This window comes from Candidatus Aquiluna sp. IMCC13023 (genome assembly GCF_000257665.1).
GTDB lineage: Bacteria > Actinomycetota > Actinomycetes > Actinomycetales > Microbacteriaceae > Aquiluna.
This window is the reverse complement of record NZ_AJKR01000003.1, coordinates 422,587-443,330: the sequence shown is the minus strand read 5'-3', so window position 1 is coordinate 443,330 and position 20,744 is coordinate 422,587. Positions and strand designations below refer to the sequence as shown.

The window sequence follows — 20,744 nt, the reverse complement described above, 5'->3', positions numbered from 1 at the left end:
ACGCCGGTAACCAAAGGTAACTTTACAACAGATGCGAACTGGCTAGAGAGGCCAACAGTGCAGAGCCCAGTGGAATAACAGAGTCATCGAAGATCGCTCTGGCCGAGTGATTAGTTGGCGCCGTTGTGTGATCAATCTCTTCCGGGCAGGCTCCCAAGAAGACAAAAGCCCCAGGAATTTCATGGACAATCGAGGCGAAGTCTTCTCCACCGGCGATTGGGTTCTCCATTTTCACGTAGCCGGCAGACCCGACCAACTCCTGCGCTATTTTTGAAACTCTTTCGACCGAGTGTTCATCATTGATCAAAACCTTGGTCGGTTCACTGAATTTGATTTTGGCCGTGACCCCAAACCCTTCGGCAATCGAATTTATTAATTTGGGGGCCAAAATATGCAATTTCTCGGTATTGGCTGCGGAAAATGTTCTAACGGTTGCCCCAAAGCTTGCCGTATCCGGGATGACATTATTGGTCGAGTCATCGCCGGCACGGATCCAGCTGACATTCAGTATCACCGGATCAAACTGGTCGAAATTTTTATTGAGCATGGTTTGAAGGCTCGAGATTGCCTCGACCATTGGTGCTACGGGGTCCTTGGATAACCAAGGCATCGATGCGTGACCACCGGATCCTTGGAGGACAACATTCATGTCTCCTGCGCTTGCCATCATGGCTCCCGGCTTGCAGGCAATCGTCCCCGCCGGCAATGATGTGAAAACATGAAGGCCATATGCGGCTACTGGGCGACTTCCGGTAATTTCCAGCATGCCCTCTTCGATCATTACATCTGCGCCGTGGTGACCTTCTTCTCCGGGCTGGAACCAAATTGCAACATCGCCTTTTAACTGGTCTTTTATCTCGTGCAAGAGTTTCGCCGCTCCGACACCCGCTGACATGTGCAGATCGTGCCCGCATGCATGCATGTAGCCGTTTACAGAAGCAAAGTCCAAATTGGTTTCTTCTTGAACATGAAGAGCATCCATATCTGCCCGCAGAAGCACAGTTGGACCAGGGCTGCCACCTCGAATGACTAAAACAATTGAGCTCAGAGACTTACCGAGAGTTATCTCACCTAGGCCTTCAAGTTCAGAAAGTAGCATTTGCTGGGTTTGGGGTAAATCAAGCGCAAACTCTGGAATCTGGTGCAGTTTTCGGCGCAAGGAAACCAAATCTTCGAGTAAATGATTGGCTGAAACTAGGAACTCATCGGGTGTTGGCATTCTTGCTCCTTTGCTCTATTTATCTTTGCACTATTTAATGAACACTATGTTCGATCAAATGCACCCCCGCTGGCAGGAGCTTCTGGCTGACCAAAAAAAACTACTCGATGAGATATCTTCAGTTTTGGCGGGTCAGGAACTGGTGGTGCCAGACAAGCCAAACATCATGCGGGCTTTTAGGTTTCCTCCCGAGCACTATCGGGTGCTGATTGTTGGTCAGGATCCATACCCGAGTGCAGTTCACGCCACTGGTTTGGCGTTTTGCGTCCCGGAAGGAACAACTCCGCTTCCACCAACACTTCGAAACATAATCAAAGAGTTGCGCGATGATCTCGGACAAAACTTTGTTGCGACCGGCGATATTTCCAACTGGGCAAATCAAGGCGTGATGCTTCTAAACCGATCTTTGACAACCCGCGTCGGTCAGACTGCCGCACACTTCGACATCGGCTGGGATGTCTTTACTTCTCGAGCAATTCAGGTTCTTCAAGAGGTTCACAAGGGCAAATTAGTCGCGATTCTCTGGGGACAACGAGCAAGAGAGCTGGCGCTTGATTTGAACCTGTCAAGGGTCTTAGAGAGCCCGCATCCTTCTCCCCTTTCGAGCTATCGGGGCTTCTTTGGCTCTAAGCCGTTTTCTAGTTGTAACAAACTGTTGAGAGAATCACAGCTACAGCCAATCGATTGGAGCTGTTAGTGGTTGATAGCAAAACTCGATGGGCAATGATTCGTCGTCAGCGACAGAACCCTGTCTCGCCAGAACCCGAAGTGCTGATTCGGAACGTTGCCGCGGAGGATCTACCTGCAATCAAGGACATTTATAACTACTTCATCAGAAACACTGTCATCACGTTCGACGATGCACCTTTGAAGCTTGATTATTGGCAAGAGAAATACGACATGTCCCAAAAGTTCGATTTGCCTTTTTTGGTGATGGTGCGTGGTTTTGATGTTTTGGGTTTTGCGTTAGTTTCTCCTTGGCGACAGCGGGCCGGTTACCTAAAGGTCGTTGAGAACTCGATTTATCTGTCGGCGCCTGCAACCGGAAAGGGCTTGGGCTCGAAGCTGTTTACCGCCCTCTTGGAACGCTGCCGAGTCGCGGGTATCAGAGAAGTCATTGCGGTAATTGCTGATCGCGGTGCCCACGCATCGATTGCACTCCACGAGAAATTTGGCTTTGTGCAGCAGGGGCATTTGGCTAACGTTGCTATTCGCTTTGGCAGGCCGATAGGGAGTTACTTGCTATCACTGAAGCTGCCAAAGTCCTAAGCCTTCGGGGTTTTGCCAGCAACACTTCCTTGATGTTTTTTCTCAACTTGCCCAAGGCATCAGGGGAAAGTCCGCCAGTCGCAATAACGCTGCCCGCCAAGACATTAAAAAAGGGCTCCGATTTCTCGGAACCCTTTTTGTTTGTGCGGGTGAAGGGACTTGAACCCCCACGCCTCGCGGCGCCAGATCCTAAATCTGGTGCGTCTGCCAATTTCGCCACACCCGCGTTACCCACAAAGCATAATGGTTTTTTCGCCTGTGGAAAACCCAAGACCGAGCTTTTGAGTCCGTGACATTGTTTTTGTCATGGAGCAGCTCGAGGAAATTTTAAGCAGGACGAGGTTATTAGCGCGCACGAAGGCTCTCGATGTTCAGTCGGCCACACAGTTAGCCATTGACAGGGCAGCGGAGGTCCATAATGGCCCACTGGATGAGGCTTTGCTCAGCGATCAGGCGACTCTAGAGCTGACTGGCCTGGGAGTCCTGCAGCCGTTACTCGATGATCCCGAAATCGAAGAGATCTGGATAAATCGTCCTAACGAGATTCACTATTACGGAGCCAACGGGCACAAGCTTCTGAAAACAGAAGTTTCAGCCACTCAAATTAGAAACCTTTGCTTTCGGATGCTTGTTTTTTCAAGACGCCGGGTTGACCGGATGATGCCGTATGTCGACGCAGCCCTGAAGGACGGATCGAGACTCCACATCGTTATCCCGGAGGTGACCGGCGAACATTGGGCAATAAACATAAGAAAATTCAATAAACCCAACATCACACTTGCCCAGCTGCAGGAGCTTGGGAGTGTCACACCCGAGCAGGTTGAATTACTTTCGAATGCCATGACCACGGGAAAGAGTGTTTTAGTGTCCGGCGCCACCCAGGCGGGCAAGACGACGCTTATGACAGCCCTGCTCGCTGCAACGAATAGTCGAGATCGAATTATTTCGTGCGAGGACACTTTCGAGCTTTCTCTCAGCCAGTCGGATTGGGTGGCTATGCAGACTAGGCCGGCGGGGGCCGAGGGTGCTCCAGAGGTTTCGCTGAGAGAGTTGGTTCGCCAAGCCTTGCGAATGCGCCCGGATCGCTTAGTTATTGGCGAGGTTAGGGGTGCGGAGGCTTTGGACATGTTGATTGCACTCAATTCAGGCATCCCGGGCCTGTGCACGCTGCATGCCAACTCCGCAGCGGCCGCAATTCGAAAGCTTATGACTCTGCCGCTCTTGGCCGGGGAGAACATCTCTGACGCTTTTTTGCGTCCGACTGTTTTGGGCGCGTTTGATTTGGTCGTTTTTTGCTCACGCAATCAACTCGGTCAAAGAAAAGTAACTGAAATTCTCGAGGTCACAAGTGAACTTTTTTAGCCTTCTTATTTCAAGTGCAGGGCTTCACTCGAAGCGCAAAGAAACCTATGTTTTGGCTACTTCAGCAATAATTTTGTCCGGAGTTCTTGTTCAGGCTGCGACTGGCGTAATGGGGCTATCCCTGTCGCTGAGTGCACTGACCGCGGGTGCCGTGATCGAAGTAATCAGGCTGCGTGCTCGATCAAGACAAAACCACCTAGACCGACTCTGGCCCCGAGTCTTTGATTCTTTTCAAAATGCTACTCAATCTGGACTATCGCTCCTGGAGCAGCTTGAATCCCTGGCAACCGTTGGTCCGGCTCGCTTAAGGAAGCACTTTGCAAGGCTGCACGGTGATTTATACCGAGGTAACGACATCGCTGAAAGCCTTGGGGTGTTTCGCGAGGGGATTGGTTCCAGACAAGCTGATTCGCTGTCCCTGCTGATCGAGGTGACCACAGAGCTTGGAACCGCTGGAGTAGCTGAGAGCTGGAGAAAGGCCGCGGCCAACCTTCGAGCGGAGCAGGCCATGTTCGGTGAGGTTATTGCTAAGCAGGGCTGGGTCCTTGGAAGCGCAAAGGTTGCCCTTGCGGCCCCGTGGCTGGTTGCATTCCTACTGGTCCGACTGGAGCAAAATCGTGCAGCTTTTGAAACTGCTCTTGGCGCGATGGTTCTGATAACCGGTCTTCTTTTGTCTGCGTTGGCTTATGTCGCCGTGAACAAGCTTGGCAGTCTCACGTTACCCGGAAGGATTTTTAATGCGACTTGCTAACCGTGTGATGAGCGCCCATCTACCTCCAGCGCCACAGAGCTTGAAGCTTCGAATCTCCAGCTACCAAAAGAGCATTTTTGTCGCTAAAAACAAACAGGCACTGCGAGAGCTTCCCGACTTTACCGAGGCAGTGGCTTTACTTCTGGAAACAGGGCTACCAGTGGGCGTCGCTCTTAGTTGGCTGCAGCCTCGAATGACCGGGGAACTCGGGAAGGAGCTAGAGGTCGTAATGAGCAACACCGGTCTTGGTGCCGATTTGTCGGCAGAGCTCTCAGAAGCTGCAACTCGCATCGGGGACGAGGGTTTTTACGAATTAGTTGAAAAGCTGAACATGAGCCTCGATAGGGGAGCGCCAGTCGCGGAGCAGACCATGCAGTTGGCTTATTCACTGAGGCAAGAGCAAGGACGAGCGTTACTTCGTCAGGCGGGATCAAGCGAAACCAAAATGTTGATACCAACAATCTTCGTAATTCTTCCGGTAACCGTTTTATTTGCGGTCTTTCCGTCGGTGTTAGTCCTACAACAGTCTTTTTGAAAGGAGACAGGAATGAACAGAGTTAAATCAGACAGGGGTGACGTTCCCGGTTGGGTGCTTATCACTCTCATGACAGCAGGATTGGTAGCATTAACCCAAAATAGGGTTATCTGCGTGTTGCTGTTGCCACAACCCTAGCCGTTGGACACCTCATTTTAGTTTCATGAGGACTGAGCTCAGAAGGATTCAAACAATGACCTGGGGTCGCAATTCATCTCGAGACGCTACCCCGGTTTGATCGCTTGCCTATTTGGTATGCACAGGCCTTTTTGTTATGCGCGAATTATTGCACCCCTCTAGACTGAAGCCACTCACAGGGGGATCAATGAGAAAAGTTATAGCTCTAGTTTCATCACTTCTACTTGTCGCAACATTTGCAAGTCCAGCGCAGTCTGAAGGGGCCAAGTATTCGGTCTATCAAAAGACCCTTGCGGCCTTTGGTTCCAGCGCAACAACTCTGACCACCCAACAAGAAGCCCAAGTCAAGGCATCAGTTGAGGCAAACCCCACGGCTGAGAAGTTCATATGTACAGGTATTAGGTATTACGACCAACCGATGAGCGTGAACATAACTGTCAGGAAACGCGCCAAGGCCGCTTGTGAGTATGCCAAGCAACTAAATCCGGCGCTTTCGACTTGGTATCAGAACAAGCCAACGCAAGCTAGAAGTTACGCGGGCAAAGTCCTGCTGACTGTCAAGAGCCCTGATACCGAAAGTAAGTACGTCATTGCTAGGGCTGCTTATGAGAGCGCAAGGGTGGTTGTTGATGGCTCGACTACTGCTCCTGCCAATAGCATCCTTGCAAGCGATAACTTGCCCAAGGAATACGAGGGAATGATTCTGAAGAATCTTTCCACTGCTATGAGCATGTGGGATGAAAGGTATGGGGTTATTGAGCCCTATACCGTAATTGCTTTCACCCATGAAGATGGTGCTTGGGCAGACGAGCAAGCAAGGACTCACAGGATTAGTCTTCCAGTTGCATCATGGTCTGTCTGGATTGCTAATTATGCAGAATCTTCCGGCGAAAATTGTGGACTAGCCACTGCGGGAAGTAACAATTACTTTATGTGCATGGCGCTTGATCCAAAGGCGGCTCTGCAACAAAGCACTAAGGGTGCCCACGAGTACTTCCATTCAATTCAGAAAAAGATTGGTCTAAACCACCAGAACATTCCTGTTTGGATTGGAGAGGGTGCACCAACATACTTTGAAGCTGTTGCTGGAGACCTCGGATATAAGGCGACATCCGAAAAGTATGGCAATTTCAGCACATGGGGTTTCTACGAGAGGTTTGATGGAAGCATTCAGCAGGCAGTAAGCAGAATGACCAATGCAGACATCTTGGAAGTTTACAGAAGCCTTGAGATAGGAATGATTGCCGAGTCAATTTCAGTAATGGACAAGTATGCAGGGTACGCAATGGGAGCACTTGCCACGGAGTATCTAATCGGAGTCCATGGTTATGAAACCTTTATGGACTTTCAGGACTCTGTAGGCAAAGGCGCATATTGGAAGACAGCTTTTTACGATTATTTTGATGTGACTCCAGACGAGTTTTATGTAGATGTGCTCGATTATCTAAAGACTGTGTACTAGTCACGCCTCCCTCCCTCTGCCATTTCAGCTTAATGATTCGAACAATGACCTTGGGTCGCAATCCCAGCAAATAAGAATCCAGCCGGTGTCCAGCTCGAATGCTCTTAGAGGTCGGTTCTGGTCGCATAGGTCGCAATTCATTTTGAGATGTTATGCCGGATTGATCGCTTGCGTTATTTGTTATCCACAGCGAGCCTTAGAGGGGATATCACCCGTCTCAACCTCACACCTAGTCAACGGCTGTTAGGGCGCCTGTGACGCTTTCAGGGGCGTCTCTGGGCTTATTCCAACTGCCTAGCCGCTTGAGCGTTCAGGGGCTTTTGTTCGCCGTGATAGTTTGGAAACTAAGCAAAGGAGTGGTTATGTCGTTTTCATTGTATGAGGGCAATGGTCGCCCTGAAAGCCTCAACAACTCGAAGGGTACACCCGTGCGGCTAGTGGCCGACTCTCAGGGAGTTGCGGTGTACGAAGTTTTGTCACCTACAAAGGTGATGCTTCAATGTCCACTCCTGGACATATCAAAAGTGACATACCAGAGGGGGCACTCGATAAGTACCTTGAGATTTTTTCTTGAAAATGGGAAAGTACTTGAACTCTGGGGAAAGCTCCCCGATATCCACTACCGTGAAATTGTACACAAAATGCAACTACTAATGAAGGATGCAAAAGCCACGCAGAGGACATTAGGGAAGGCGCCTACCAAGGCCGGCCTTGTAAAAAGCGCGCATTCACTTCAGGCTGCTGGTCTTCTAACCGACAAGGAAGCGGAAGCAATTCAGCTTGAGATAAAAGAACGCTTCTAGCTAAGACTTCAGGGGCGTCTCTAGGCTTATTCCGACTGCCTAATTGCTAGAACCTTCGGTGCCAATTGCTAACCAGAATTACTTCCAAGGCCCGCTTCGACAGAAACTGCAAGCGCCCTGTCCTTTAGACACGTTCGCATAAGTTGGAGTTATCTCTTTGCCGCAAGTCGTGCACCTGCAAAGCCATTCAGATAAAGAGCCTGGATAGGGCACCAAAGGCTCCACACCTGCCTGTCGCATGATGCCAGAGGCCTTCTTGGAATAATCCAAGTTGGCGCAATTTTGGCAGTCCGCGGCAGTGTCGATAACTTTCTTGACCGAGGTTTCCCTTTTTACTTTGCATTTCGTGCAGGCGATCAGGACCGTTTTTGTCTTGCTAATGTATGGGCCTGCAAGCGACAAGTTTCTCGACTCTAGGTATGTGCGGGCCTGCTTTTCTGTCATGGTCTTTCTCGCTTGCCGTTTTTCGCATTCGGGACAGAATTGGCCCCTGAACTCCATGTTGTTGAAGTTGCCAGAGAATCTGTGGCCTTGGGGGAGTGAGCTAAGACAATGATGGAAAGTTTGCCTTCGGACAGCGCGATCAAGTCTCTGAAGAGGAGGTGCAGCGTCGCAACCTGGGCTTGCTCCATAAGGTTCATGCCCGCAATTGAAGTAGCGAGAACATCGATGACCAAGAGCCGAACACCACACTTAGCAATCTCTTTGAGCGTTGCCTGGTCTTGCTTGTTAGTGAGATCCAGGCGGTCTAGATATCTGAGGTTTGGGTGGGGTAGTTTCTTGAAATTTGAGGCCTCCCAAGCCCTAAAACGCTCGTGGGTCTGTCGCGCCGATGCGTCGGTTGTGACATAGAGGACCGGGCCCTTTTCCACCTCACGCCCGAACCATAATTGACCGGAAACAACAGAGACAGCAATTGATTGAGCGAGCAAAGATTTACCTGCACCCGGAAGACCTGCGACGAATGTCACGGTTCCTTCGGTAATCAAGTCCTCGACCAGGTAACTGATAGGGGGGAGGTCTTGTAGATAGTCAAAGCGAGGTAGGGAATCAAAGGCGCTCATTAGCACCCCCATGAGTAAACTCCCAGCGCAAGCCTCGAAGAATTACCTCGTATGTGCCAAGCAAGCTTCCTGGTTTCGGCTTTATTGAGCCTCCAATGATGAATTACTCGGCGCTCGCAGCGAGGGAAACAGTTGGATGACGCCGGCTCAAGCCCGCTGGAAGCCGTTGCGCTCCTGTTGGTGCTGGTTTTACCGATTGCTCCTGCGCTTGGCTTGTATCAACACCTGAGTGACTCTCTGGCCGCAGAATCAATTGCTAGGCATGGTCTCAGGTCAGCTGTTTTATCGCAGGAAAAAGGGGAGGTCCCTAGACAGCTCGGTGCCGTCATAGAGCCCCTAGCCGTAAGTTGGGGCAAGGACATTTCGAGTTTTTCGGTCAGCTGCTTGGATTCATGCCAGGCCGGGGATTTGCTATCTCTTCGGGTTCATGTGGGTGCTGCCTGGGCGATACAAACGGCAGGATTGGAGCCTTGATTCGATCCGATAAGGGGACAATTGCTCCCCTGGTCGCAATTTATCTATCAATAATCTTGCTTGCCGCATTCGGTTCAGTCTCGGTTATAGCAGCTCTAGTCGCATCGAACCGAGTTCAGGGGGTTGCCGACATGGCCATTCTCTATGCCCACGACAGGTCGGTAACGGCGGGCATCCCCAACCAGGCCAAGCTGTCCAATGAGATTGTGCTGTTTCTTCAAAGAGCACCAAGTGCCCAGAGGCTGATCATTGTTTCGGCGGCAGGTCAGGTGAATGCGGATACTTCGACGCTCAGGATGTGTGCCAGGTATCAAAATCCCCTGGGCATTGGTGTCGACAGCGCAATTATTTGTCGAGAATCGAAAGCCAAAAGCTTTCTTCTTCCCTAGTCGTTAGTTGCAAAAGTGACGCAGTTCCGCCCGAAACATCGAAGTGCTGAGGGGCAAAAAAAGACAGGTTACTCGCGAATCTGATTTGTTATCAAACCGAAACACGTACGGCGTCTCCGGGCAAATCAAACCCCTAGAGTAATAAAAACGTCCATCGGGTGTGAGACCCAATGTCACGTTCAACATAGAAGGAGAAAGAATGAAGAATTTCCGCGGATCAGCAGCTGTTGCTGGCCTGAGTGTTTTAGCCTTAACCCTCGCGGGTTGTGCGGCTACTGAAGAACTAACTCCAACATCTACTCCAGCTGCTGTGACTGAAGAGGCTACTCTTGCGCCTCTGATCACCGTCGGCTGGAACGATATTGTTGACACCTTCAATTCCAGTTCCGCCGCTGGCAACAATGTGGCCAACTCATTGACTACTTACTTGACCAGCTCAAGCTTCAACTATTACGACAACTCGCCGGCCCTCGTGAAGAACACTGATTTTGGTACCTACGAAGTCGTTAGCGAAGACCCACTTACTGTTACTTACACCGTCAACGATGGAGTTGTCTGGTCGGATGGGACAGCAATCGACGGAGCCGACCTTGCTTTGGCATGGGCGACCATCTTTGGAAAGTTCAAGGATGCTGACGAGGTTTACATGTTCTCCCACGCTGCACCTAAAGACAACGTAGCTTCGAAACTTCCAACAATTAGTGGAAGCACGATTACTTTTGAGTATGACGTTCAGTACGTTGACTGGGAGCTTGCTTTCGGCGTCGGAGTTGCCGCTCACGGAGCTGTTCAGATGGCCTACCCTGATCTAAGTATCGCGGATGCCAAGAGCAAGCTTATTGACTCAATTATGAACGAAGACACCGAGTGGCTTGCTGCGGTTGCAACCGTCTGGAACGAGGGCTACTCGTCCGTCAACACGCCTGAGAACCCACTTGTCTACTTGTCCTCAGGCCCATACGTTCTTGAGGAGCTTGTTGAGGAGCAGTACTCAACTCACGTTCTGAACCCGCTATACACATGGGGCCCAAAGCCTCAATATGAGCGAGTCACTATTCGTCAGATTGAAGACTCAACTGCCGCCATCCAGGCTGTTGACAATGGAGAAATCCAGATTGCCTCGGGTCAGCCAACTGCAGACGTCTTGGCTCTAGTCCAGGCCCTTGCAAACGCAGAGTATGCGTCCAGCGAGGAAGCAGCCTACGAGCACATCGACCTCACAGTTAACAACGGAGGCCCATTCGACCCAGCCAGCTACGGCGGAGACGCTGATACAGCGCTCAAGGTTCGACAGGCATTCCTGCTGTCAGTTCCTCGAAACGAAATCATCGAAAAGTTGATCAAGCCTCTGAACCCAGATGCAAAGGTCCGAACCTCGGTGCTATTCATCCCGGGTGCTGAAGGTTACGACGAGGCTGAGTCTTACTATTCCGATTACCTAGGCACTGACGATGAAAATCGCGTCAAGGCCAAGGCTCTGCTCGCAGAGGCCGGAGTCTCTACTCCAATCGACGTTGAGTTCTGGTACCCAGAGGGCAACGTTCGTCGCGGCCAGGAGTACGAGCTTCTCAAGCTATCCGCGGATTCGGTTGGTTTCAACTTGATCGACGAGTCTGAGCCAAACTGGGCGTTCACCGAGACGGTGTTCCCAGACCTCAACCCACACGATGCAACTATATTCGCTTGGGCCGCAACATCGCTATCAGTTTCGGGTGACGACCAGTACCTAGTACTGGGCGGACCTTCTAACTGGACTGGCTTTGATAACGCAGCCGCAAAGGGTCTGTTGGACGAGTTAAATGTGGCCGTAGATCCAGCTGAGCAGCTTCGTATCCGCCTTGCAATTGAGGCAGAGCTAGCAAAGGATGCATACAACATCACTCTGTTCCAGTTCCCAGGTCTAACCTGGTGGGACAAAGAGGTCACTGGCGTATCGCCAAACCTACTTGTTCCTTACTTCTACTGGAACTTCTGGAACTGGGCCCCAACCGCGGGCTAGTCTAGAAACATAATTGTGAGGGGCCATCATTGTTTATCAGTGATGGCCCCAAACAATGCAAAAAAGGGCGATGATGCTTGGTTTTATTGTGCGGAGATTTGCGGCGACTCTGGTCGTTCTGCTAGTGGCATCTTTCATTGTCTACCAACTGACCGCCATATCTGGCGACCCTTTAGCGGAAATCCGCGCCTCCCGAGACCCAAACACACAAGATCGTCTGCGCTACCTAACTGGGATGCTCGATCTGGACGTCCCTCCCTTTCTGAGATATTTCTATTGGCTAGGTGGTGCTGCTGGCTGTCTGGTTGGACGTTGCGATCTTGGAGTGTCCATAGCTAAGGGCGAAAGTCTTGTGACAGACGCTCTGGCCGGAGCGATTGCCTCAACCTTGCAGCTGATTATTTTGGCAACTGTCCTCTCAATTCTGGTGGGGGTTGCTGTCGGCATGACCACTGCGCTCCGTCAATACTCGGGGTATGACTACTCCGTCACCTTCTTCGCGTTTGTTTTTTACTCCCTGCCCATTTTTTGGGTGGCAGTTTTGCTAAAAGAGTACGGCGCAATCAGGTTCAATCGCTTTTTAGCGGATCCCACTTTTGGCCCCTGGGCACTAACTCTGATCCCGCTTTTGCTTGCGCTGATAATTACCGGGATAGCTGGCGGAAGGCTCAAAACTCGTGTCCGTGTTTTTCTTATGTCCCTAGTCTTATCGACCACCCTGCTGGTCAGCTTAAATGTCACCGGATGGCTCACGTCTCCATCAATTGGGGTGGTTGGCGTGGTGCTTTTGACGGCTCTGATAGCCGGAGTAGCGCTCCTGCTGTCCACAGGGTTTGGTCAACGCAGGGCAGTTTATGTCGTTGGCTCCATGGCTCTTGCAACTGGGGCCATGTGGCTGCCTGGACAATATCTTTTTTACTACCTTGAGGGTCCACTCGGAATAGTGGCGATGATTTCGATTATGGCAGCCATCGGCGTGGGGCTTGCTCTGGCATTCGGTGGAGAGGCTCGGGTGCAAATTGCGAAAATTGCTGGGTTCGTAGGTGGCCTCGGCGGTCTGGTTTTAGTCATCGATGAGGCAATGCAGTACTGGAGTACTTATTTGGAACTTATCCCCTTGAAGACGGGCTTCGTCTCCACGATTGGCGCTGTTACTCCCACAATTGGGCGAGAGGAGAACATGTGGCTGAGTTTGTTGGACTCATATGCTCACTTGATTCTGCCGACAGCAGCTCTCATGATTGTTTCTGTTGCTGGTTATACGCGATACGCGCGCGCGTCTTTGCTTGAGGTTTTGAACCAGGACTACATAAGAACGGCTAGAGCCAAGGGCCTCAATGAGCGAACTGTGATTGTTCGGCATGCTTTTAGAAACGCAATGATTCCAATCGCGACAATTATCGCCTTTGACATTTCCGGTCTTATTGGCGGTGCGATTATTACCGAGCGAGTATTTGCGTGGGATGGCATGGGCGCCCTTTTCTCGAAGGGACTCAATGCCGTTGACGTGAACCTAGTGATGGGCTTCTTCCTGGTAACTGGCCTACTGGCGGTTATCGGCAACCTGGTTGCCGATCTGCTTTATACCGCTCTGGACCCAAGAATTAGGGTGAACTGATGGCGAAGAAAAAGCGTAATGAGGATGCTCAGCTCAACAGCGAAATTTCGATCGAGCAGCGAGAGACTGAAGGACTGTCTCTCGGAACAATAGTCCGCAGGCGGTTTTTAGCGCATAGGGCCGCCATTGCTTCGCTAATCGCGCTGGCAGTAATTACCCTGCTTGCATTCACTTCTGTCGGAATCGTAATTGGCGGAAACGGATCGCTAATTACCGACCCGAACACAGGCAGACTGGCCGTCGACGGTTTTCGGGTTCCGGGCTGGTGGACTTACAACTGGTATGAGAACTACGACATCCTAAATCCTGGCGGAACTCCGACTATGACCCTCTGGCCATTCAGTCCAGGGGAGCATCCATTTGGTCAAGACACCTTGGGCAAGGACATTTTTGCCCGCGTCATGCGCGGCACCCAGCAGTCCCTAACTGTGATTTTCCTTGTTGGCCTAATTTCGACAGTGTTGGGTGTGGTCATAGGATCGGTGGCTGGATTTTTCCGCGGATGGCTGGACAGCCTTTTGATGCGTTTTACTGACACCATAATTATTATCCCTACCTTGGTTTTGGGTGCCGTTCTTGGCCGGACTTTTGGCGGTAACGCATGGTCACTGGGAATCCTCCTTGGTCTGATTGCCTGGACTGGACTCGCCAGGCTTGTGAGGGCTGAGTTCTTGGCGCTTCGAGAAAGAGAATTTGTCGATGCGGCTCGGGTTGCAGGGGCGTCAAATTTTAGAATCATATTCAGGCACATACTCCCGAACTCAATCGGAGTGATTGTCGTAAACGCAACTCTGCTGATGTCAGCCGCGATTTTGATCGAAACTTCGCTAAGTTTCCTCGGGTTTGGCATAACGTCACCCGATATTTCTTTGGGTCAGATTATTTCCGAGTACAACGAGGCGTTCAAAACCAGACCTTGGCTTTTTTGGTATCCGGGGTTGTTCATTGTCGTGATAGCGCTCGCCATTAATTTCGTGGGTGATGGCTTGAGGGATGCATTTGATCCTAGACAAAGGCGCTTGCCAAGAACAGATGGCGCACTGCAAGACCTCAAGCGCTTGATTGGAAAGCGTAGGGCCGGTAAGTGAAGCTAGAACGCCAAGGTAGCAAGCAGGGTAAGCGCGATGAGCGCAGAAATAGTCCTGAAGTGCCAGGCTGTGTTGACGCTAGAAATCAAATCCTGCCCTTGAGTTTTTTCCCAACGGCTTCTAATTACAGCCGCCGCCGCCCCGGACTCGCTGGTTACAAGATCTCCCGGCCTTACGGTGCCAGCGAGGTAAGTGGAGTCGGGGAGATGCTGCCCTTGATCCTTAGTAGCAAAGAAGGCTGCGTGGCGTCCAGGAGCCGGCGCTCCCCATGCGGTGTATTTCTTTTGGCCAACAAAAACTGCGAGCGCATAGCGAGTGTCAACTCGATCAATTGCGCCCCAAGAGATGTAATGACTTCGAATCAAGTTAACGATTCTCACTCCGCCATCGTCGACTTCCACTCGAGGCAGCCAAAACATTACCGCGCTCCCATAAACCAACAGGGCCGCCAGTGGAACAGACTCGAGTGCGCTAGCTACCCCAAAATCTCTTGCAAAAATAACCAGGGCCAAGGCCATGACGAGTCCGACGAGGACGGTAATTACCCTGCCGAAAGTAGACCTGAAAACTTGCATAACTCCAATCTATCCTCAGAGGTATTGTCGTGAGTGAAGACAAGCAAACCATTATCGAGGCCGCAGGGCTTTCGGTTGACTTCTGGGTTGATGGTGAATGGGTTATGGCCGCCTCGGGAGTCAATTTCAGCGTTGGCCCGGGCGAAGTTCTGGCCATCGTTGGTGAATCCGGATCCGGAAAGTCGACATCGGCGATGAGCCTCCTGGGCCTATTGCCAGTGAACGGCAGATCAGCAGGTTCGGTGAAGCTGCGAGACGAAGAGCTGGTGGGGGCTGAGAAAGCGCGCCTGAGACAAATTCGGGGGAAGGAAATCGCGGCGATTTTTCAAGAGCCGATGACTGCGCTAAATCCCGTCTACACGATCGGCTTTCAAATTGTCGAGGCAATTCAAGTTCATAATTCTGGAATGACAAATGCTCAGGCGAAGAGCAGGGCACTTGAATTGCTGGCAATGGTTGAGCTGCCGAACCCGGAAAAAGCATTTAACTCGTATCCTCACCAGCTTTCCGGAGGACAGAGGCAGCGCGCAATGATTGCGCAGTCCATCTCATGTGACCCCCTTTTGCTCATTGCGGATGAGCCAACTACGGCGCTTGACGTGACAGTCCAAGCCGAAATTTTGAACCTCCTGCGAGAACTCAATAAGAGACTTAATTCGGCCATTATTCTGATCACCCACGACATGGGCGTGGTGGCAGATTTATCAGATCACATGATTGTCATGAAGGATGGTCTGGTCGTCGAGGCTGGATCAACAATTGATATTTTCAAACGGCCTTCCCACCAGTACACCAAAGAACTGCTTGCAGCCGTTCCTCATTTGGGGACAGTTAGTGTTGCAGAGCTAAGACCAAGAGACGGAAGGGCTGAGCCATCGCTCAAGATGGAAGCCCTCAATATCGAATATCCAAAGCGCGGTAAAGTGCCAGCTTTCCTTGCCGTGCAAGATGCCACTCTAGAGATTTACCCGGGGGAAGTACTTGGATTAGTCGGAGAGTCAGGCTCAGGAAAGACCACAATTGCTAGAGCTGTTGTCGGGCTTATGCCAATCAAGAGCGGGCAACTTGAAGTTGCGGGCCAAAAGATGGTGGGGGTATCGAAAAAGGATCTTCAGGCTGTTCGCAGAGATATTGGAATTGTTTTTCAAGACCCGGGCTCGTCCCTAAACCCTCGTTGGCCAATCGGCCAGTCCATTCAAGAGCCTCTCCTGCTCGCGAGCCAAAGCCCTAAGGAGCGAAACGACAGGGTCGGTGAACTCCTTGACATGGTTGAGCTTCCAAAGTCCTACCGGAATCGGTATCCGCACGAATTATCCGGGGGGCAGCGTCAGCGAGTTGGTATCGCAAGGGCTTTGGCTCTCAACCCAAAACTGCTGGTTGCTGATGAGCCGACAAGTGCCCTAGACGTGTCGGTGCAAGCACGGGTTCTTGAGCTCTTGCAGGAAATTCAAAAGAAGCAGCAGTTTGCAACGCTTTTTGTCTCACACGATCTTGCGGTGGTAGACCTATTGAGCGACCACATCGCAGTCATGCAGCATGGCGTCATCGTTGAGCAGGGGTCAAAAGACCAAATCCTTCGAAATCCTCAGCAGGACTACACCAAGAGGTTGATCGCCGCGGTGCCGGTGCCGGATCCGGAGGCTCAAGCAAAGCGTAGAGAAGATGCCAAGCGGAGTTTCGGATCTAAAGGCTAATTTTCTGGCGCTGGTTTCTCAGGAGCAGGCGCTTTGTAGTCCGGTGCATAGATCGGCAAATACTTCCAAAACAAGAATGCCCCAACGAAGTTCAGAAGACCGGTTGCTGCAAGAGCGCTCGCCAATCCCACCGATGCCGTCAGTACGGTAATCATTGCCGGGGCCAATGCCACGCCCCCGGAGGTAAGCATCCTAAATGCCGCCAAGAATTCACTTCTCGAGCCCGGAGGAGCCAAATCCGCTCCCAGAATCATGTTTATGCCAGCCGAAAGCGCATTGGCAAGCGCGGTGACGGCCGCCAAGATCCAGAAGGTGAATACGTCGGTGACCAAAAACGAGAACAGATAGGTCGTTCCAAGGGCTAACAAGGTGGGAACCGAGGACCAGAACTTGCCATATCGATCCATAATGATGCCGGACAGGTAAAACAGGGCAAAGTCTATAAATCCAGTGAGACCAAAAATAAACGAAGTTTCACCCGGAGAGATTCCAAGTTGAATCGCCAGCAGCGGTAACCCGATGAGCCGGATTGTTCTTCCGGCTGAAATGATTGCCGATGCAACACCGAGCGTGGCCAGTTTCGGAGCCTCTCGTCTAGCCACTTTCCAAACATTTCCGTTTTGCCCAGAAGGCGTTGTTTTCAGTCGACCCTTGGGCGCAAACATTACCGAAGCGCCGGCCGCCAAGCACAAAATCGCAGCGGCTAAGTAACCAAACTCGACACCGTATAAAACTATGAACGCTGAACCCAGCACCGGTCCAATCGCCATGCCACCGCGAAACATGCCTCCAAGAAGTGACATCGATTTTGGTCGGTGCTGCTCGGGAACTATTTCGGCAAGCAGGCTGTGTCGCGCTAAACCAAATAAAGAATGCGCCGCACCGAACCCGAGAGCGCTCAGAACAAGTGCCGGATAACCGAGGTGGAAAAAAGCCAACATTGTCATGGCAAAACCCAAAACCGCACTGGCAATCATGGCTTGACGCTCGCCAATTTTTGAGTTCAGCCAAGAGGCCGGCACTTCAAAAACCATTGTTGAGACCATCAAGACAGTGGTTACGATGCTGGCTTCAGCCAAGCTAAAACCAAAACCCACCGCCGAAACCGGCAAAATCGGAAGCAGCGCTCCCTCGGCGGCGGTGATTAGTAGCGAGGGTAGATAAATGGCTGTGACTAACTGGCGCTTTCTAAACTCTCCAGATGTCATGGTTCTTATTATTCACCCTGGAGCCAAATGCGGCAGCCAGAAGTATCAGGGCAGCGGACAGCCCGAGCGTCAGCGTTAGTCGCTGGCCGGTCACCGTGAGAAGCAGGATGGTGGAAATAAGAGGAGTAGAAAAGGCGATTGTGCCCACCCGCTGAGCTGGAGCGTGTTTCAGTGCGTAGTCCCAAAGGTAGAAAGAGCCACCCAGAGGCCCCAGTCCCATGAGGACCAGCCACAGCCACTGGACAGAGTCAATTGTTGCGGGCGGCTCAAAGATGAAATGGGCCCCAATTGCAAGCACTCCGGCCACGAGGCTGTAACCACCAACCGCGGCCGTTGGTGAGTCGGCAAGGGATTTGCTCATCAGTGAATAGCTTGAAAATATCAGGGCCGCGATTCCCGCGTAGACATATCCGACTGAAAATCCGCCGACCAATTCGGTCCCGGACAAAATAGCCAGTGCTGCACCCGAAAAGCCCAGAATCCCGGCAATCCAGTGCTTGTAGGTAAGGCTCGTGCCCTTAATAAACAGTGGGGCCAGAAGCACAACCAATATCGGCCAGAGGTAATTCACCAGGTTAGCCTGAACGCTGGGAGCGTTTTGGAGCCCAGCGAACAGCGCAAAGTGGTAGCCCAGAAGCCCATAAACGCCAACTAATAGGACTCGTTTTCTAGGCAGCAGCCTTCGGATCCTGAAACCTGAAACGGGCAATGCAATTAGGGAGCCAACCACAAGACCTATTCCGGTCATCAAAAGCGGCGGCACCGTGTCCAATAAAATTGCCAAACTTGCTAGGGATCCCCAGAGTAAGACCGCCCCGAGGGCAGCCAAGTCGCTTCGCACTTCCTGATTCTAGGGCTTGTAATCGGCTGTGAGTTCTGGATTCTTATTACAAATTGTCGCTCATGTTTGATACCTTTAGGTGCTCGGAGTTTTCCGAGGAGGTACTAAGTAACTAAACATGGGGATGATCGGTTTCGACATTGCATTGCTGCGTGGATGAAGCGGGTCGAGGATGAGCACTTATCTCGTAAACGATGTGTTCAAAACTATAGGTGCCAAAACAAAGCGCGCCGACTTCGCCCTAGCTGCATAGCTAGCCTCGAGGTCCGTCTGACTAGGTTTGATTTCGATCTAGCTCCAGACGTCATTTAGAAATCTAGCTAACCGCTTGCGTCAAAGGTGCGGTTGGGACTTTTCACTTTGACTGGGCTTGTCGGCGTAGTTGCTTCAAACAAATGCCGGAGCCGAGTAGAACGAATTCTGAAGCTACACCCGTAGAAGAGCCATAATCGATGTCATGGACGGGGGTTCAATTCCCCCCATCTCCACAACCCCCATATAACTAAAGGCCCCTCTAATCAGGGGCCTTTAGTTATTTAATAGGACGCCTTAGTGCCTAACTGGGAGCTGTTCTGGCCCTGCCCAATAGACTTAGCCAAATGGCTGAGTTAGATATTGGAAGACAGATTAGAGACCTCGAGTCTCTATTTCAAGGCATCTCCAAAGTCCTAAACCCCGAGGGCCTAAGGGCAAGAGTCAGTGACCTAGAGGCGCAAGCAACCGATCCGAATATTTGGGACGACCAGGTAAATGCCCAGGCTGTAACTACCGAACTTTCCAGAACTAAGGCGCAACTTACCCAACTCGAGGCGCTCGGTCAGGATATAAAAGACCTAGAAGCTTTTAAGGAAATGGCCCTCGAGGACAAAAGCGCGGCAGACGAATTCGCCCTTGAGCTAGCAAGGGTAACAAGCGAACTCGACCAACTCGAGACCCAGACCTTGTTGAACGGCGAATACGACCCGAGAGGGGCAATTCTCTCTGTCCGCTCTGGTGCGGGCGGCGATGATGCCACGGACTTTGCCGAAATGCTAATGCGTATGTATTTACGCTACGCCGAGAAAAATGGCCACAAGGCTAAGGTCTTGGAAATTTCTCACTCCGAGGGCGCGGGCATCAAGAGCGCGACCGTGGAAATGGATTTCCCCTATGCATACGGGCAGTTGTCGATTGAGTCTGGAACTCACCGACTGGTGCGTATGAGCCCTTTTAATGCGGCTGGAAAGAGACAGACATCTTTTGCTGCAATCGAAGTTGTGCCTGTCATGGCAGTAACTGAGTCGGTAGAAATCCCGGATTCAGATATCCGAATAGACGTTTTTAGGTCATCCGGTCCAGGCGGTCAATCGGTTAACACCACTGACTCGGCCGTGAGGATTACCCACACACCTACCGGCATTGTTGTGTCCTGCCAAAACGAGAAGAGCCAGCTGCAAAACAAGGCCTCTGCCATGAGGGTCTTACAATCCAAGCTTCTTGATGCCCAGCGTCGGGCGGATAACGAGAAACGGAAAGAGCTTGCCGGTGATGTGAAGGCCAGCTGGGGAGAGCAGATGCGCTCCTACGTTCTAGCCCCGTATCAGATGGTCAAGGACCTGAGAACTAACTACGAAGAGAACAACCCCGACGACGTGTTTGATGGAAAACTCGAGGGCTTTATCGCCTCTGGAATCAGGTGGCGCAAAATGGGGCAGGCAAACTAGCCCTGCAGTTTTCTTTTACTCCGCCTAGGCTTAGTAAAACCAACACCAATTAGGAGCACAAGTGCCACGGGAACGCGGTCAAAAAGCGGTAGCGACAAACCGCAAAGCTCGCCACGATTACCTCATTGAGGACGAGATCGAGGCCGGCTTGGTGTTGACTGGAACCGAGGTCAAATCGCTGCGCGAGGGGCGAGCGTCTCTGGTGGACGGCTATGCGGTCATCGATCGCGGCGAAGCTTGGCTAGAGAATGTTCATATTCCGGAGTTTTTAGCAGGGTCTTGGACAAATCACGGCACAAGGCGTCGCAGAAAGTTGCTGATGCATAGGGCTGAAATAGAAAAGCTAGCCGGAAAAATCAGTGGCTCAGGAATGACATTGATTCCGCTGTCGTTGTATTTTTTGGACGGCAAGGCCAAGGTAAAGATTGCTTTGGCCAAAGGTAAAAAAGAATATGACAAGCGTCAGAGCCTTAAAGAGGCTCAGGACACCCGAGAGGTCGCTAGAGCCGTTGCAACTCTTGGTAAAGAGTGGTGAGGATTTTTCTCTCAAGT

The 20,744-nt window shown here is 51.5% G+C and carries 20 protein-coding genes, 1 tRNA gene and 1 other RNA gene; 16 read left to right on the top strand and 6 right to left on the bottom strand.

Features of this window, described 5'->3' with window-relative positions:
• Positions 1 to 22: 22 nt before the first annotated feature.
• Positions 23 to 1,219 (bottom strand): M20 metallopeptidase family protein, encoded by a 1,197-nt coding sequence (locus tag IMCC13023_RS05950; protein ID WP_007542325.1) that lies wholly within the window; start codon positions 1,217 to 1,219, stop codon positions 23 to 25.
• 37 nt (positions 1,220 to 1,256) lie between these two features.
• Here IMCC13023_RS05950 and IMCC13023_RS05945 point away from each other — a divergent pair, with 37 nt between their 5' ends.
• Positions 1,257 to 1,916 (top strand): uracil-DNA glycosylase, encoded by a 660-nt coding sequence (locus IMCC13023_RS05945; protein WP_157775979.1) that lies wholly within the window; start codon positions 1,257 to 1,259, stop codon positions 1,914 to 1,916.
• Positions 1,916 to 2,488, top strand: a complete 573-nt coding sequence (locus tag IMCC13023_RS05940; protein WP_050816765.1) for a GNAT family N-acetyltransferase — start codon at positions 1,916 to 1,918, stop codon at positions 2,486 to 2,488. The genes IMCC13023_RS05945 and IMCC13023_RS05940 overlap by 1 nt, the downstream gene beginning before the upstream one ends.
• 144 nt (positions 2,489 to 2,632) lie before the next feature.
• Here the strand turns inward: IMCC13023_RS05940 and IMCC13023_RS05935 are convergent.
• A tRNA-Leu gene (locus IMCC13023_RS05935) sits at positions 2,633 to 2,714 on the bottom strand.
• Between the two features lie 80 nt (positions 2,715 to 2,794).
• Here IMCC13023_RS05935 and IMCC13023_RS05930 point away from each other — a divergent pair.
• From IMCC13023_RS05930 to IMCC13023_RS05910, 5 genes are all read left to right on the top strand, one after another.
• Entirely contained in the window at positions 2,795 to 3,850 is a 1,056-nt protein-coding gene (locus IMCC13023_RS05930; protein ID WP_007542322.1) for a TadA family conjugal transfer-associated ATPase, read from the top strand.
• Positions 3,837 to 4,601, top strand: a complete 765-nt coding sequence (locus IMCC13023_RS05925; protein ID WP_007542320.1) for a type II secretion system F family protein — start codon at positions 3,837 to 3,839, stop codon at positions 4,599 to 4,601. Before IMCC13023_RS05930 ends, IMCC13023_RS05925 begins: the two co-directional genes overlap by 14 nt.
• Positions 4,588 to 5,136: a type II secretion system F family protein gene (locus IMCC13023_RS07090; protein WP_050816764.1), complete on the top strand. Its 549-nt coding sequence runs from the start codon at positions 4,588 to 4,590 to the stop codon at positions 5,134 to 5,136. The genes IMCC13023_RS05925 and IMCC13023_RS07090 overlap by 14 nt, the downstream gene beginning before the upstream one ends.
• Before the next feature lie 325 nt (positions 5,137 to 5,461).
• Positions 5,462 to 6,736 (top strand): hypothetical protein, encoded by a 1,275-nt coding sequence (locus tag IMCC13023_RS07380; protein ID WP_040325288.1) that lies wholly within the window; start codon positions 5,462 to 5,464, stop codon positions 6,734 to 6,736.
• A gap of 362 nt (positions 6,737 to 7,098) precedes the next feature.
• Entirely contained in the window at positions 7,099 to 7,539 is a 441-nt protein-coding gene (locus tag IMCC13023_RS05910; protein WP_040325287.1) for a hypothetical protein, read from the top strand.
• 440 nt (positions 7,540 to 7,979) lie between these two features.
• Here IMCC13023_RS05910 and IMCC13023_RS05905 read toward each other — a convergent pair whose 3' ends face one another.
• Positions 7,980 to 8,603, bottom strand: a complete 624-nt coding sequence (locus IMCC13023_RS05905) for an AAA family ATPase (protein WP_040325284.1) — start codon at positions 8,601 to 8,603, stop codon at positions 7,980 to 7,982.
• A gap of 132 nt (positions 8,604 to 8,735) precedes the next feature.
• Between IMCC13023_RS05905 and IMCC13023_RS05900 the strand changes: the two genes are divergently transcribed.
• The 5 genes from IMCC13023_RS05900 to IMCC13023_RS05880 all read left to right on the top strand — a co-directional run bounded on the left by IMCC13023_RS05900 (position 8,736) and on the right by IMCC13023_RS05880 (position 14,171).
• Positions 8,736 to 9,077 carry a hypothetical protein gene (locus IMCC13023_RS05900; protein WP_007542304.1) on the top strand — a complete coding sequence of 114 codons (342 nt, stop codon included), beginning with the start codon at positions 8,736 to 8,738 and terminating at the stop codon, positions 9,075 to 9,077.
• Positions 9,074 to 9,466 carry a hypothetical protein gene (locus tag IMCC13023_RS05895; RefSeq protein ID WP_007542302.1) on the top strand — a complete coding sequence of 131 codons (393 nt, stop codon included), beginning with the start codon at positions 9,074 to 9,076 and terminating at the stop codon, positions 9,464 to 9,466. Before IMCC13023_RS05900 ends, IMCC13023_RS05895 begins: the two co-directional genes overlap by 4 nt.
• Positions 9,467 to 9,665: 199 nt before the next feature.
• A complete protein-coding gene (locus tag IMCC13023_RS05890) occupies positions 9,666 to 11,465 on the top strand; it encodes an ABC transporter family substrate-binding protein (RefSeq protein ID WP_007542301.1) in 1,800 nt (599 codons plus the stop codon).
• A gap of 55 nt (positions 11,466 to 11,520) precedes the next feature.
• Positions 11,521 to 13,083 carry an ABC transporter permease gene (locus IMCC13023_RS05885; protein WP_249859727.1) on the top strand — a complete coding sequence of 521 codons (1,563 nt, stop codon included), beginning with the start codon at positions 11,521 to 11,523 and terminating at the stop codon, positions 13,081 to 13,083.
• A complete protein-coding gene (locus tag IMCC13023_RS05880) occupies positions 13,083 to 14,171 on the top strand; it encodes an ABC transporter permease (protein WP_007542299.1) in 1,089 nt (362 codons plus the stop codon). The genes IMCC13023_RS05885 and IMCC13023_RS05880 overlap by 1 nt, the downstream gene beginning before the upstream one ends.
• Positions 14,172 to 14,173: 2 nt before the next feature.
• Here the strand turns inward: IMCC13023_RS05880 and IMCC13023_RS07085 are convergent, their stop codons facing one another.
• Positions 14,174 to 14,746 (bottom strand): PH domain-containing protein, encoded by a 573-nt coding sequence (locus tag IMCC13023_RS07085; RefSeq protein ID WP_050816763.1) that lies wholly within the window; start codon positions 14,744 to 14,746, stop codon positions 14,174 to 14,176.
• A 29-nt stretch (positions 14,747 to 14,775) separates the two neighbouring features.
• On the opposite strand from IMCC13023_RS07085, the gene IMCC13023_RS05870 reads away from it, so the two are divergent.
• Positions 14,776 to 16,440 carry an ABC transporter ATP-binding protein gene (locus IMCC13023_RS05870; protein WP_007542297.1) on the top strand — a complete coding sequence of 555 codons (1,665 nt, stop codon included), beginning with the start codon at positions 14,776 to 14,778 and terminating at the stop codon, positions 16,438 to 16,440.
• Here the strand turns inward: IMCC13023_RS05870 and IMCC13023_RS05865 are convergent.
• Both IMCC13023_RS05865 and IMCC13023_RS05860 read right to left on the bottom strand, forming a co-directional pair.
• Entirely contained in the window at positions 16,437 to 17,648 is a 1,212-nt protein-coding gene (locus IMCC13023_RS05865) for an MFS transporter (RefSeq protein WP_007542295.1), read from the bottom strand. The two genes, IMCC13023_RS05870 and IMCC13023_RS05865, sit on opposite strands and share 4 nt — an antisense overlap.
• Positions 17,629 to 18,489, bottom strand: a complete 861-nt coding sequence (locus IMCC13023_RS05860; RefSeq protein ID WP_007542287.1) for a DMT family transporter — start codon at positions 18,487 to 18,489, stop codon at positions 17,629 to 17,631. The genes IMCC13023_RS05865 and IMCC13023_RS05860 overlap by 20 nt, the downstream gene beginning before the upstream one ends.
• 120 nt (positions 18,490 to 18,609) lie before the next feature.
• Between IMCC13023_RS05860 and ssrA the strand changes: the two genes are divergently transcribed.
• The 3 genes from ssrA (at position 18,610) to smpB (ending at position 20,727) form a co-directional block, all read left to right on the top strand.
• Positions 18,610 to 18,980, top strand: a transfer-messenger RNA (tmRNA) gene (ssrA, locus tag IMCC13023_RS07235).
• 108 nt (positions 18,981 to 19,088) lie between these two features.
• Positions 19,089 to 20,192 carry a peptide chain release factor 2 gene (prfB, locus tag IMCC13023_RS05855; RefSeq protein ID WP_007542286.1) on the top strand — a complete coding sequence of 368 codons (1,104 nt, stop codon included), beginning with the start codon at positions 19,089 to 19,091 and terminating at the stop codon, positions 20,190 to 20,192.
• Between the two features lie 61 nt (positions 20,193 to 20,253).
• Positions 20,254 to 20,727: an SsrA-binding protein SmpB gene (gene smpB, locus IMCC13023_RS05850; protein ID WP_007542285.1), complete on the top strand. Its 474-nt coding sequence runs from the start codon at positions 20,254 to 20,256 to the stop codon at positions 20,725 to 20,727.
• Positions 20,728 to 20,744: the final 17 nt, after the last annotated feature.

Bases quoted from the DNA above. Each gene is read 5' to 3' on its own strand.
- IMCC13023_RS05950 (WP_007542325.1), bottom strand. From the start codon at position 1,219: ATGCCAACACCCGATGAGTTCCTAGTTTCAGCCAATCATTTACTCGAA.
- IMCC13023_RS05945 (WP_157775979.1), top strand. From the start codon at position 1,257: ATGAACACTATGTTCGATCAAATGCACCCCCGCTGGCAGGAGCTTCTG.
- IMCC13023_RS05930 (WP_007542322.1), top strand. From the start codon at position 2,795: ATGGAGCAGCTCGAGGAAATTTTAAGCAGGACGAGGTTATTAGCGCGC.
- IMCC13023_RS07090 (WP_050816764.1), top strand. From the start codon at position 4,588: ATGCGACTTGCTAACCGTGTGATGAGCGCCCATCTACCTCCAGCGCCA.
- IMCC13023_RS07380 (WP_040325288.1), top strand. From the start codon at position 5,462: ATGAGAAAAGTTATAGCTCTAGTTTCATCACTTCTACTTGTCGCAACA.
- IMCC13023_RS05910 (WP_040325287.1), top strand. From the start codon at position 7,099: ATGTCGTTTTCATTGTATGAGGGCAATGGTCGCCCTGAAAGCCTCAAC.
- IMCC13023_RS05905 (WP_040325284.1), bottom strand. From the start codon at position 8,603: ATGAGCGCCTTTGATTCCCTACCTCGCTTTGACTATCTACAAGACCTC.
- IMCC13023_RS05890 (WP_007542301.1), top strand. From the start codon at position 9,666: ATGAAGAATTTCCGCGGATCAGCAGCTGTTGCTGGCCTGAGTGTTTTA.
- IMCC13023_RS05885 (WP_249859727.1), top strand. From the start codon at position 11,521: ATGCAAAAAAGGGCGATGATGCTTGGTTTTATTGTGCGGAGATTTGCG.
- IMCC13023_RS05880 (WP_007542299.1), top strand. From the start codon at position 13,083: ATGGCGAAGAAAAAGCGTAATGAGGATGCTCAGCTCAACAGCGAAATT.
- IMCC13023_RS07085 (WP_050816763.1), bottom strand. From the start codon at position 14,746: ATGCAAGTTTTCAGGTCTACTTTCGGCAGGGTAATTACCGTCCTCGTC.
- IMCC13023_RS05865 (WP_007542295.1), bottom strand. From the start codon at position 17,648: ATGACATCTGGAGAGTTTAGAAAGCGCCAGTTAGTCACAGCCATTTAT.
- prfB (WP_007542286.1), top strand. From the start codon at position 19,089: ATGGCTGAGTTAGATATTGGAAGACAGATTAGAGACCTCGAGTCTCTA.